The 12384-nt window shown below is 69.1% G+C and carries 11 protein-coding genes; 1 reads left to right on the top strand and 10 read right to left on the bottom strand.

Annotation, left to right across the window (positions count from 1 at the left end; genetic code table 11):
* Window positions 1–26 precede the first annotated feature (26 nt).
* From A37U_RS0105410 to A37U_RS0105370, 8 genes are all read right to left on the bottom strand, one after another.
* On the bottom strand, window positions 27–1193 hold the full coding sequence (locus tag A37U_RS0105410) for an NAD(P)/FAD-dependent oxidoreductase (RefSeq protein ID WP_020495599.1): 1167 nt from the start codon (window positions 1191–1193) through the stop codon (window positions 27–29).
* The gene (locus A37U_RS0105405; protein ID WP_040586740.1) at window positions 1190–2629 is read right to left on the bottom strand and encodes a sodium:solute symporter family protein; all 1440 of its coding nucleotides are present in this window, start codon (window positions 2627–2629) and stop codon (window positions 1190–1192) included. The genes A37U_RS0105410 and A37U_RS0105405 overlap by 4 nt, the downstream gene beginning before the upstream one ends.
* Window positions 2630–2812: 183 nt before the next feature.
* On the bottom strand, window positions 2813–3943 hold the full coding sequence (solA, locus tag A37U_RS0105400) for an N-methyl-L-tryptophan oxidase (RefSeq protein WP_020495597.1): 1131 nt from the start codon (window positions 3941–3943) through the stop codon (window positions 2813–2815).
* 113 nt (window positions 3944–4056) lie between these two features.
* Window positions 4057–4767 (bottom strand): GntR family transcriptional regulator, encoded by a 711-nt coding sequence (locus A37U_RS0105395; protein ID WP_020495596.1) that lies wholly within the window; start codon window positions 4765–4767, stop codon window positions 4057–4059.
* Between the two features lie 75 nt (window positions 4768–4842).
* The gene (locus tag A37U_RS0105390; protein WP_020495595.1) at window positions 4843–5475 is read right to left on the bottom strand and encodes an EndoU domain-containing protein; all 633 of its coding nucleotides are present in this window, start codon (window positions 5473–5475) and stop codon (window positions 4843–4845) included.
* A gap of 13 nt (window positions 5476–5488) precedes the next feature.
* Window positions 5489–6688, bottom strand: a complete 1200-nt coding sequence (locus tag A37U_RS0105385) for a hypothetical protein (RefSeq protein WP_026196899.1) — start codon at window positions 6686–6688, stop codon at window positions 5489–5491.
* Window positions 6689–7477: 789 nt separating this feature from the next.
* The gene (locus A37U_RS42325; RefSeq protein ID WP_157182613.1) at window positions 7478–7936 is read right to left on the bottom strand and encodes an IclR family transcriptional regulator domain-containing protein; all 459 of its coding nucleotides are present in this window, start codon (window positions 7934–7936) and stop codon (window positions 7478–7480) included.
* Window positions 7933–8841 (bottom strand): LysR substrate-binding domain-containing protein, encoded by a 909-nt coding sequence (locus A37U_RS0105370; RefSeq protein WP_020495592.1) that lies wholly within the window; start codon window positions 8839–8841, stop codon window positions 7933–7935. Before A37U_RS0105370 ends, A37U_RS42325 begins: the two co-directional genes overlap by 4 nt.
* Before the next feature lie 126 nt (window positions 8842–8967).
* Here A37U_RS0105370 and A37U_RS49330 point away from each other — a divergent pair, with 126 nt between their 5' ends.
* Window positions 8968–11157, top strand: a complete 2190-nt coding sequence (locus A37U_RS49330) for an FUSC family protein (protein ID WP_020495591.1) — start codon at window positions 8968–8970, stop codon at window positions 11155–11157.
* On the opposite strand, the gene A37U_RS0105360 is transcribed toward A37U_RS49330, so the two are convergent.
* Complete coding sequence (locus A37U_RS0105360; RefSeq protein WP_020495590.1) at window positions 11042–11902, bottom strand: alpha/beta fold hydrolase; 861 nt, start codon at window positions 11900–11902, stop codon at window positions 11042–11044. The genes A37U_RS49330 and A37U_RS0105360 overlap by 116 nt on opposite strands.
* Window positions 11903–11926: 24 nt before the next feature.
* Complete coding sequence (locus tag A37U_RS0105355; protein ID WP_020495589.1) at window positions 11927–12334, bottom strand: hypothetical protein; 408 nt, start codon at window positions 12332–12334, stop codon at window positions 11927–11929.
* Window positions 12335–12384 lie beyond the last annotated feature (50 nt).

Below are 12384 nucleotides of genomic sequence, written 5' to 3'. Positions count from 1 at the left end.
TTCCGCCCCGCCGCGCGAAATCCGCCCTACTGCTGCCCGGCGAACCGGGCGGGTTCCAGCTTCGGGTGGTCGGTGCGGCCGATGAGGCGCTGCGGGCGGAATTCGGCCAGCTGTTCGCTCGGGTTCCCGGTGCACAGTTCCTCGGCGGCGAGCCTGCCCAGCAGCGGCCCGAGGGTGATCCCGCTGTGTGTGGCGATGCTGTAGAGGCGCGCGTCCTCGTCGAGGAATCCGGCGACGGTGAGGCCATCGGCGGGCATCGGGCGCTGGCCGACCCGCAGCGAGGCCAGCCGCGCGCCCTCGGTTCCGGCGAGGAGTTCGCCGAGGCGCCTGCACAGTTCGCGGGCATGCGGGCCATCGGGCGCGGGCGGATCGGCGGGATCGGCCTCGGCGTCCAGATCGAGGCCCTGCACGATCAGCCGTCCGCCACCGTCCGGGCGGGCGTTGAGCCGTGGGGTGGTCAGAATCCGGTCCAAGCGGGCCGGCACGGGTTCGGTGTAGCCGAGCAGGCCGACGGTGACACTGCCCGGGGCGTCCGGATCGGCCAGCGGAACCCGGTAGCCCGCCGCGGCGGTCAGGTCCTCGGTCCACCGGCCCACGGTGAGCACCGCGGCGTCGAACTCGGTGCGCTCCCCGGCGAGTTCGACCCGCGCCCCGCTGCTGGTCGCGGACAGCCCGGTCACGGTGGCCGGGCAGCGCAGCACCGCCCCGTTTTCCCGTGCCTCGCCCCAGAGCCGGGCCATGAGCAGCGCCGGGTAGAGGTGCCCTTCGGTCGGGTAGTACGCGATCTCGCCGACCTGAGCAGGAATCCGCAGATCGGGCACGAGTTCGCGGGCCTGCTCGCGGCCGATCCAGTGCACCGGGTAGTCGCGCTCGATCAGTTCGGCGGTGGCCCCGGCGAGCCGTTCGGCGCCCGCGGAATCCTCGGCCCACTCCAGGTTTCCGCCCCGCACCAGCCAGGGCGGTGCCACGCCCGCCCGTTGTTCGAGTGCGGCGTGCTCGGCCATCCCGGCGACGTTGAGGTCGTGGTACGGGCGCGGATTCTTGCTGTGCGCGTTGAACCAGGCGAACGAGGTGCCCGTGGTTCCCGCCAGCGGCGCGGTGCGCTCGAAGACGGTCACCTCCGCACCGGCCAGCGCCAGCGAACGAGCCACGCTCGCGCCGAGTACACCGAGGCCGATCACTGCGATCTTCATGCGTTCCTCACTTTTTCGTTCGTGTTGGTGTGCACCCGTTTCTCGGCCGTCGCCGCGACCAGTACCAGCAGTACCACGGTGGAAACCGCGATGCCGTACACCGCGTAGGGCACGGTGGTGTCGAGCAGCTGGGCGATACCGCAGCCGAGGATCCCGGCGAGCATGCTGGCGATCGCCGCGATGGGTTTGAGCCGTAGCCGGCGGTGGAACAGATAACCGAGGAAGATCGGCGCGGCGAGCGCGGCCGCCGAATACGCGTAGGTGGCCACCAGCCAGGAAAGCGCGGTGGGGAAGGCGATGGCCAGGATCCCGGCCACCACCGAGACCAGGACCGTGATCACCCGGGACAGCGTGATCGTCCGGCGTTCCCCCGAGGTCTTGCCCGCGATGTTCTGGTACACATCGCGCACCAGGTTGGCGGTGACCGACTGCAACGCCGCGCCGCCGGTGGAGACGATCGTGGACACCAGGAACGCCGCGAACAGCATCAGCATCCAGGACGGCAAACGGGTCAGCAGCCAGCCCGCGGCGTCTTCCTGGTTGGCCAGGTTCGGGGCCATCGAACGCACCGCGATCCCGATGCAGCCCGCGTAGATCCCGCTGATGAGCATGGTCACGCCGGACCAGTTCAGCCCGCGCCGCGCGTCGGCGATGTGCTTGGTGGCGAAAATCCGTTGGAAATAAAGCTGATTGGTCAGTGTCCCGGGAATGATCGCGGCGATCCAGAGCCAGATCTGCTGCCCGCCGACCGCGGTGAACCCGCTCCAGTCCCACAGGCGCCGGGGCACCGTCTCGGTGATGTGCGTCCAGCCACCGGCCAGCTGGATCGCGTAGAACGCCACCACGATCGACATGGTGATCTTGAAGAGGCCGAAGATGAAATCCGTCCACGCCACCGAGGTCATGCCGCCGGGTAACACGAAACTGAGCGAGGCGATGACGATCACCACGACCAGGATCGGCAGCGGAATCCCGGTCAACTGACCGAAAAGCCGCGCGAAGGCGACGAACTGGGTGGCGATCCAGCCGAACGGGACCGCCAGCGCGGCCAGCGCGGCGATGGCCGTGATCACCTTGTTCTTCCCGAACAACCGGGTGATCACATCGGGCACGGTGGTGAACCGCTGCTCGCGCAGCCACCGGGCGATCCAGGACAGGATCAGGAAACCGGCCAGCGTGCATCCCTCGTAGATGAACACCGACCAGCCGGCCTGGTAGCCGATCCCGACGTGCGCGATGAGCACCCCGCCGCCGGTGGCGGCGGCGAACTGGGTGATGACGACGACGAACAGCGGCAGTGATTCGTTGGCGGCGAGCCAGTCCTGCGAGGTGCTGGCGCGGCGTCCGAAGTAGACGGACAGCACCGCGCCCGCCCCGATCACCACTACGGTGGTCAGGATCAGTCCGATCAGCTGGGTAGGCGAACCTGTGGGCATCATTGCCTCCAAACAGGGTTAGGAGCACATCTGAGAACTCTGTGTCCTGCTGCGCGAGGCCATATCGGCGCCTTGCGGCGTTGTCGTCGATCACCACAGCTGCCGCTATGGCTCAATCCTCCGCCTTGCAATGCATCCGATCTGCCTCCCGCTCGCGACGGACGAGAATTCTCAGACGCACTCTTATCCGAATCGGTCGGGGTCCAGCCGGGAAATGTCGTATGCGGGCTCGGTGCCGAGGACGAGATCGGCGGCGATCTCGCCGAAGACCGGCGCGAGTTTGAAGCCGTGCCCGGAGAATCCGGTCAGCACCGTGGCATGGCGCGCACCGGGCAGCGGCCCGAGCAGCGCGTGCTCGTCCGGGGTGAATCCCTCGGCGAAGGTGCCGATCCGGATCGGGTGCGGCACCACACCGGGCAGCAGCCGGGCGGCGGCATCCGCGGCGCCGCGGGCGAACTCGGGGGTGACGCTGCGCGGTAGATCCCCGGGGCGCTCCAGCACCGGCCAGCCGAGGTGATGCGGGACGATCTTGATCGCGACCCCGTCCAGCACGGGGAAACAGGAGAACCCCGCTTCCGGGTGCCTGCGGATCGCGATGGGCAACCGGTCCGGGCGGTGCAGCGCGACATCCCGTGCGGCGAACCAGCATGCGGCGATCGTCCGGATCTCGACCGGCAGCGCGCGCAGCGGTTCCAGCGCGCGTGCCCAGGGTCCGGGGGCGAACACGATGTGGTCGGCATCGAATTCCCGGCCCGCGCTGGTGATCCGCCATCCGCCCGCGGTCTCGGCGAGTCCGGTGACCGGGTGGTGGGACAGCACCCGCGCGCCCGCTTCTCCAGCACACCGCAGTGCCGCCTGCACCGCGGGCTCGGGACGGAGCACACCCGCTTCCGGGTCGAGCACCATCACCTCCTCGTCCTCGATGCGGTGTTGCGGGAACCGCTTGCGGGCCGCATCGGCGGCCAGCACCTCGTGGTCGAGCCCGTGTTCCTCGGCGCTGCGCCGCACCGCCACGACATCCGGGTGTTCGCTGCCGCCGATGGTCAGCCCGCCGCACCGGGTCAGCAGCCGGGTTCCCGAGGCCTGTTCGAGTTCGCGCCACAGCTGCCCGGAGCGCCGCAGCAGCGGGACGTACTCCGCGCCCTCTTTGTAGGCGGTGCGGAAGATGCGGGATTCCCCCGCGGAGGCGCCGCGATCGTGACCGGGGGAGTGGCTGTCGAAGGCCAGCACCTCGAGGCCACGGCGGGCCAGTTGCCATGCGGTCATCGCGCCGATCACCCCGGTTCCGATGACGGCGACACGGGCTCGGTTCATGGGCGCACACTCCTTCGGACGTACGGTGCCGGGCGTGCGGCCGATTCGTGCGAGCCGTACGCGGGCAGGATGGATCGCCGGCCGGGACCGCGGCCGGGGCTGGGTTCGGTTCGTCAGGAGGGGAGGGTTTGCTCGAGGAAGAACTCGACGAGGTCCGGGCGCAGGATGTGCCACATCGCCTCGGCGAGCCTGCCGTCGACCAGCCAGGTCAGCCGGCGCAACCGGAGCACCGCCTGGCCGGCGGGCAGCCGCAACCGGGCCGCGTTCTCCGCATCGAGCGCGACCGGATCGAGGTAGACACGGGATTTCGCCGCCGGGATCCCGGTTCTGGCGAAGTAATCGTGGACGGTCAGATGGACGAGGTCCTCATCGGCCAACCGCGGCGCCAACGAGAACGGTATAGCGGAGAGCTCGACCGAGGTCGGATTGTCCTGCAGGTCGAACTTCAACCGCCGCAGCTGATGCACCGGCTCGTCATCAGCCACCCCGGGCAGTTCCAGATCGGCGTCGCGCGCCGGGATCACCAGCGCGGACTCCACCGCGTGCGGACCGGGGACCTCCGGTCCCCGCAACACCGGGTTCACCAGACGCAGCAGGTCCTCCTGGCGCGGGCCGTCGGCGACGAAAGTGCCCCGCCGCCGGTGCCGTTGCACCAGACCCGCCTGCGCCAGCTCGCTCAGCACCCGCTGCGCGGTCGCCCTGCCGACCGAGTACTGCTGCTGCAGTTCCGCCTCGGTCGGGAGCCGGCTTCCTGGTGGCAGCGCACCCGACTGAATCCGCTGCTCCAGCTCTGCGCGGATCCGCAAATACGCCGGCACTGCCATGGCGCTCAGCCTAGCCGGGCCATATTTGACCGGTCAATAGGTCAATTGACCGGTCAAATGACTGTTTCGGAAATGTCAGCCGACGGGCTCGGGTATCCGCTGCAGTGGGGACACGACGGGGAAGTAGGTCAGCACTTCGCCGGAATCGGGATGGAAATATCCGGCGATCTCCCTGCCCTGCCAGAACCCGGACCACACACCGGTGTCCCAGTCGCGCAGGACTTCCGGGCTCTGCCAGGCACCCTGCCCCGCCTGCTTGATCATCTCCGCGGACCAGGACGGCGGGAAGTAGGTGTAGTCCCGCAATGCGCCCTGCTCGTCCTGATTCACCAGCCGGGGAACGATCTCGGCGGGTTCGGGGCGCTGGGCACGCAGTGCGGCATCGGATTCCGCGAGCAGTCCCTGCAGCCCGGTCAGCAGGGTCCACAGCACCGTGTTCGGCACGCCGAACGGCTCGCGGTCCAGATAGGCCGAATGCAGGATCACCCCGTGCTCGTCCGGTTCCACCTGCCAGCCGTTGCCGAGGATCGGAGTCCGGGACTGTTGCGCGGCCTGCAGGCCCGGGATCAGCCGCGCCAGGATCTGCTGGTTGGCCTGCGCGTCGGTGTGCACCCACGCGGCGAGCGGGCGCAGCCGCGCGGGCACCGACAGCCGCAGCCGCAGATGCTCGTCGAGGGTGCACCGAAATGTCTCGGATTCTTCGAACATCGCTGCCTTCTGCTCAGTGGTTCGGGTAGTAGGTGCCGACGCCGCCATTGTTCACATAGCCTTCGAAGTGGAGCTGCTGGCCGGTGTAGTTCGGATAGGGCGAGCCGAGCGGCCGCTCGTATTCCGGTACCTGGGCGACGCCGTTCCACTTCGAACCGCCACCGCCCGGGGTGAACTGGTTGTTGTTGACGGCGTCGTTGAGCGACTGCTGCCCCATGCTCGGTACGTGCGAGGAGGGCACGCCGGGCGGGAGCATGGTGCTGACCCCGGGTTTCTGCAGGCTCGTCCCGTTGGGGTAGTCGATGGTGGGCTGGGGGTATTGGTAGACCCCGTTCTGCGGCAGCGGACCGTACGCCTGCGAACCCCCGGAGATTCCCTGGCCGTACGGGAGATTCCAGCGGTTGTTGCCGAGGCTCTGGTGCTGCTGCGAGATATCGCCGCTGAGCATGTGCCCGCCCGTCGCCGTGTACGGCCCCGGTGGCGCCACGCCCGGGGGCAGCGGCTTCTTCGGCTTCTTATTCGGTTTCTGGTCACCGCCGATCACGTGCGCGTGGGCGCCGTCCGAGATCGTGCCGTTGACCAGCCCGCTATTCGGCGGGTAGGGCCCGGTCACCGGGGTGGTGTTGGGTGGCCGGCCGCCCGGCGGCGGTCCGGTGTACGCCGGGGGAGCCGAGGCCGGGCGGGGCGGCCGGTTCTGCATGCCGCCCCAGCCGCCCATCTGGTTCGGTGGCTGACCGGGTGGGTGCGGTCCGCCGACCGGTGTCGAAGGGCGCCCCGGCGGGACCGGTGAGCTGGGCGGGCTGCCCACCGGAGAGTTGGGTGCCGAGGACGGGTTCGTGGCGGTGGGCCGCGGGGGCCTGCTGCCGGGGCCGGGCTGTTGTGGTCCCGGGTCGTACCGGTTGCCGCGCCCGGAGGTGCGGATGGGCGGGAGACCGCGGGAGCCGCCCCGGGAATCGAGCGAGTCGAACAGTCCCTTGTTGGTGTGTTCGTTGTGCCGCATCGATTCGGCGGTCTTGCCCACCTTGCCACCGGCACCGTGTGCGCTGTTCGCGATGTTGCCGATGCCCTTCTCCACCGAGGAGAGCACCCCGCCGAGCTTGCCGGACAGCGCTTCGCCGACGACCCCGAACGCCCCGCCTCCCGGGTGCGCCGAACCGACCGAGGAAGCGTGCCCGGTCAGTTTGTCGCCCAGGCCGCCGAGCTTGGATTTCATCGAGTCCAATGCGGACACATCGGCGCTGAACCCGTTGCCGGGCTTGCCGCTCGAACCGTGCCCACCGGAACCGTGCGAGGAACCGCCCCCCGAGGAATGTCCGGTACCTGTGGAATGTCCGGATCCCGAGGATCCGGAACCCGAGTGGCCGGAGCCGGAAGGTCCTGAGTTCGAGTGGCCGGAGCCTGAATTTCCGGTGCCCGAATGCCCGGAGGAATGGCTACCACTATGCCCGTGTTTCGCCACCAGCTGGCTCCTCTTCGCGTCGACGCCGTGGCCAGTCTAGCGCGGGCGGCCGTCGCGCGAGTGCGGTTGCTGTGTCCTGCCGTGCTCAGGTGATGGGCTTCGTCACCACGGGCCTGCACGTTGTCGGAGGTGTGTCGTACCAGCTGGCGACGGGCCGGGCGCCGGTCAGGCACTTGGTCGCGCCGAGTCGTCGAGCCGGGCCGAGGAGTCGCCGTCGCCCATCCGGTGCTGTTCAGTTCCTATCTGGTGCGTATGGGCTGCGCATCGACGCTGTGCGATCCGCCGGGCTGAAGATCGTTCTCGAGGGTGACCTGGGCGTACTGTTCGCGTGCGTTTCCGTTGAGCCAGGAGTGTTCCTCTTCTCCGCGGGCCGCCCATGGCGGACCTTTGTGTCGAAGGTGAATCCGGCCGGGCCGATCGATGTCCTGTCCGCTATTCCCCGCGAGGATTACCGGTACCCACCGGCCGGTGTCTTTTTCCGGAATTCCGAATGGATCGATGGAGAAATCGAACATCGGTTGCCGCCCGGTTCTGCTGCACGTATCACGCCGGGAATTCGGAGGTCTCGCGCAGCGCCGTTTCGATCCGGGCACTCGCGGCCCGCAGTGTGGCGACCAGCTCCGGCACCGGCCCGGTGTGGAACAGCGCGGTCGGCACCGCCAGGGCCGGTCCCGTGCAGCGGGTATCGGGCCGCACGGTGACGGCGACCCCGATCGCGGTCAGTCCGGTCTCGGTCGGCTGGTGGTCGAGCGCGAAGCCGTTCTCCCGCACCGCGTTCAGCTCCTGCCGCAGTGCGGCCGTGTCGATGCTCCGGTCGGTCGGGTACAGCTCGGTCACCCGCTCCGGCTCCATCGCGGCGAGCATGGCCTTGCCCGCGGAGGTCAGGTGCAGTGGTTTGGCCCGGTCGGCCCGGTCGGGCGGTGTTGCTGGCCGTCGTCCCGCGCACCCCGGCGCTGCGCGAACGGCAGGCGGCGCGCCGCTGATCCGCCGTAGCCCGGTCACTCCTTCTCGGCGGCCGGGGCACCCGTTCGCTGCCGGGTGTCGTGGATGGGCCGGATCCGGTTGGTGTGGGCGAGGATGGTGGTGGTGAGGGCTTCCACCGGTTCGGCAGGGGCGTGCGGGTTGGTGAGCAGGACGAGGTCGAGTTCGGGAAGCTCGGGCAGGCCGGTGCTCGCGGGCACCTCGACGAGGTCGGTGGGCAGCAGGCTGCGCGGGAAGATCGAGACACCGAGGCCGGCCCGGGAGGCGGCGAGTACCGCGTTGTGCCCGCGCGCGGTGCACGCCAAGCGGTACCTGATCCCGGCCTGTTCCAGTTTCTGCACGGCCAGCTCGCGGCTCGGGCTGGGGGCCGGGTAGACGATCAGCGGCACCGGGCGCTCGTCGTGCCAGCCGAGGTTGCTGCCCTCGACGGCCGCCCAGACCTGGCGGTCCCGGCGCACCACCCGGCCCCGGCCGTCTCCGGGTGGGGTTTTGAGGAAGGCCACGTCCACGTGGCCGGATTCCACCCGCCGCTGGAGCTGAATCCCTTGGGACACCGTGAGATCCAGCGTGAGTCCCGGGTTGAGGTGGCGGAAATCCCGCAGGATCCGCGGTACCTGGGTCAGGGCGAGATCGTCGGTCACCCCGAACCGCAACCTGCCCCGTACCCCGGCGCCGGTGAAATAGTCGGCCGCCTGGGCGTGTGCGGCGAGAATGGAGCGCGCGAATCCGATCATCGCCTCACCATCGACGGTGAGCGTCACGCTCCGGGTATCGCGGACCAGCAAGGGACGCCCGACCGTCTGCTCCAGTTTGCGGATGTGCTGGCTGACCGTCGGCTGCCGGAGCCCGAGCGTCGTCGCGGCCTGGGTGAAGCTCAGCGACTGGGCCACCGCGAGAAACGTACGCACCTGATCCGGAGGGAACATCGCAGCCAGCCTAGAGCGATCCATTGCGATTCACAATAAGAATTATTGCACCGATTCCGGTTGAAAATCAGTGCCCGCGCCCGATGATTGGGGAGTACGCCTGGCCCATGAAGGAGGCGCATCGCGGTGACCGCCGCGCGCGAAAGACGCGAGCATGCCCGAATCCGATCGACCATTTCCGTCCCGCGGTGCGCCCGGTTCACGGCGGCACGGCGCAGCGGAGCCGAAGTCCGGGACCGCTTCCTCGCCTCCGATCCCGGGCTGATCCGGTTGTTCAGCGCGGTTTCCACCGTCGGCGGGGTGCTGCTCACCCTGCTCGTTCTCGGCCTTGCCGGTGCGCCCGCGCGGGTGGTGCTGGTCGGCGCGATGGGTGCCATGGCCGCCGGGGCGACGGTCAGCGATCCCCGCCCGAGCGGCAAGGCGATCACGCTCGCGGCCGCGGTACCGGTCGGTGTGCTGGCCCTGGCGCTGGGCACGGTACTGGCGCCGCACCGGGTCATCGCGGATGTCGCCTTGCTGCTGCTGATTTTCACCGTGGTATTCGTCCGGCGTTACGGGCGGCGCTGCGATGCGCTCGGCGGTATCGCGTTCCAGTTCTTTTTCACCGCGCAGTTCGCGCACGCGAGCCCGGACCAGTTGCCGGTGCTCTGTTTCGTGGTGGCCCTGGCGATCGGCTCGTCCGCGGTGGTGCTGCTGTGCCTGATCCGGGACACACCGGAGCGCGCGCTGCGCCGGCTCCGGCACTCCTTCCGGGCGCGGCTGGCCGCGGTCGTGGATGCCATGATCGCGGTGGCCGAGGCGGAACCCGGCGCCACCGCGACGACCGCGCTGCACCGGAACAACGCCCGGCTGCACCAGTGCGCCCTGATGATCCAGTCCAGATCGGACACCGCGAGCGTGCACCGGCTGGTGCAGCGGCGGATCGCCGAAGCGGAGACCGCGGCCGGGCGACTGGGAATCCTGTTGTCCCGCAACGGTTCCACGCCTGATCCCGGACTCGCCGCGGAGCTGCGTGCACTGCGCCTGCTGATCGCCCGCCCCCGCAGGCCTGCTCCGGGAACCCCGCTCGCGCGGATTCGCGAGCGGCTGCTCGGTTACCGCGTGGAGGGCCCGGTCACCGGGGAGCTCCGGGAGAGTTACCGCGCCCTCGGCGAGCTGACCCGGGCCGGTATGGAGCTGCGGCACGCCTTCGACACCGAAGCGCGGGATCCCGATGGTTCGCCCGCCTGGGAGGAGGCGGTTGTCGAGACGCCGGGCGGCCTGCGCCACCCCGGCACCCGGGCTGCCGTGCAGGTCACGATCGGCTCGGCGGTGGCCATTCTGGGGGGCGAGCTGCTGTCCACGCAGCGCTGGTACTGGGCGATGCTCGCGTGCTGGGTGGTCTACATCAACACCTCCTCGGTGGGCGAGGTGCTGCTGAAGGGATACCGGCGGCTGGCCGGGACCTTCGCCGGGGCTTTCGCCGGGATCGGCTTGGCCGCGCTGGTCGCCGGGCACGTGTGGATGACTTTCGTGCTGGTGCTACTCGGCCTTTTCGGGGCTTTCTACCTCGCCGCGGTGTCGTACCTGCTGATGTCGCTGTTGATCACCACGATGGTCGGCCTGCTGTACACCCTGCTCGGCACCTACAGCGATGCCGTGCTGGTGCTGCGGATCGAGGAGACCGCACTCGGCGCGGCCAGCGGACTGCTCGCCGCCCTGCTGGTGCTGCCACATCGCACGCGGCGCCGCACCGACGAGCAACTGGCCCAGGTGCTGCACCGGATGCGGGCCTTCCTCGGCCAGGCCTGCGCCCGGCCCGCCGAAACATCACCGGGGCAGCTGCTGGACGCGGCACGGGCGGTGGACACCGAGCTGGACGCCTTCCGTGCCTCGGCCCAGCCGCTGATCCATCCGGCCAGCCCACTGCGCGGCAGACGCAGCCGCGCCCGATATCTGCTGGACCTACTGGAAACCAGCGCGTATCACGCACGCAGTCTCGCCACCACCGCCGCTGAGGATCCGCGGCTCGCGGAGACCGGGAAGTCCTTGGCGCACAATCTGAGCACGGTGGCCGACTTCGTCCAGGGTGACCGCGCGAGCCACGCCGAGGATGCCGCTTCGGTGGCACGGCACGCGCGAAAGCTCGAGGAGAGCGTGCTGTGCCGTGGCGGGAGTCCGCGGCCGGTGGAAGTGGCGGTCTCCCATCGGCCGCGGCCCGTCACACCGGGGCGGCCGCCGGATTCCGCAGCATCTCGAGTGCTTCCAGCAGGTGCACCCGGAACCGCGCGTGGTTCTCGCTCATCGGGAAGTGCCCGATCTCGGGCATCTCGATGAACTTGCCGTTCTTGATCCGGCCCGCGGTGCGGGCGCTGTCCTCCGGAGTGGTGAGGTAGTCGTACTCGCCGGTGAGCATCACGACCGGGCAGCGGTCGGTGTCGATCTCGTCCAGCCGATCGCGCAGGTCGTGGTCCACCGAGTAGAAGTGCAGATCGCCTTTGAACGCCTCGGAACCCTGGGAGTAGTAGAACCAGGTCTTCCACCGGTCGGATTCGGGCGACTGCGGGGCCATCAGGTCCCAGGTCCCGCTGGCGCAGACCTGGGCCGCGTTGGCGTGCGGGTGCTGCCACCAGTCGAGGTAGAAACCGGGGGAGTAGTCCGCGCCCTCGACGGCGAGCACCCCCGCGAATCGGTCCGGGTGGCGCAGGGCCAGTTGCAACGCGGCGTTTCCGCCGAACGAGGAACCCATGAACAGTGGGTCCTTCAGTTCCAGGGCATCGCAGAGCGCGAGGATGAAATTGACGTAGTGCTCGGCGGTGAGTTTGTACTCCTGCTTCCACCACTCGGTGTTCTCCGGCGGATCGGACTTACCGTGCCGGGGCAGATCGTAGGCGATGACCCGATAGTTCGCGGTGATCTCCTCGTCCTCGAGCAGGTCACGCCACTGGTGGTTGTGGCAGCCCGCGGTGTGCTGGCAGACCAGCGGCTGGCCGGTGCCGTTCTCCAGGTAGAAGACCTTGTATTCGAGGCCGTCGACCTCGATCGTGATGTAGTGCCCGGTGACCGGGGAAATCTTGCTCATGATGGTCCTTTCTTCGTCAGGGCCTCAGACCGGGGAACCGACGATGCGCAGCAGTTCGATCTGCCGGGTGATGCAGCGCAGGTTCTGCATGAGGACGAGTACCTCGCCCTCCAGGCGCATATCGCGCCGGAAGGTCGCGGACCAGATGCCGTGGAACATGGGCGCCGGGACCGGGGTGCCGAATTCGCGCCAGGTCTGCGCGCTCGCCCGGATCGCGAACTGGTAGGGAACATCGAGTGGCCCCGGATCGACGGCTATCCCGGTGACCCTGCCGGATTCGACCTGGATCACGTAGCTGCGTTCGGCGGCGTCGAGCAGATAGGAACACGTGAAGTATTTGCCGTGCGCCTGAATTTCCGCGTCGGTGTTGCTGGCCTCGGCGAATGCCTCGGCCCACGCCCGGGCCGAGGGGGCGCGAGTAGCCGTTGTCATCAACTGCTCCTCTCTGAGCGGATGAATGGGGATGTCACGAACCGCCGATT

The organism is Sciscionella marina DSM 45152, assembly GCF_000379465.1.
GTDB classification, from domain to species: domain Bacteria; phylum Actinomycetota; class Actinomycetes; order Mycobacteriales; family Pseudonocardiaceae; genus Sciscionella; species Sciscionella marina.
Note: the sequence above shows the minus strand (reverse complement) of the source record. Positions and strands in the feature narration are given on the sequence as shown.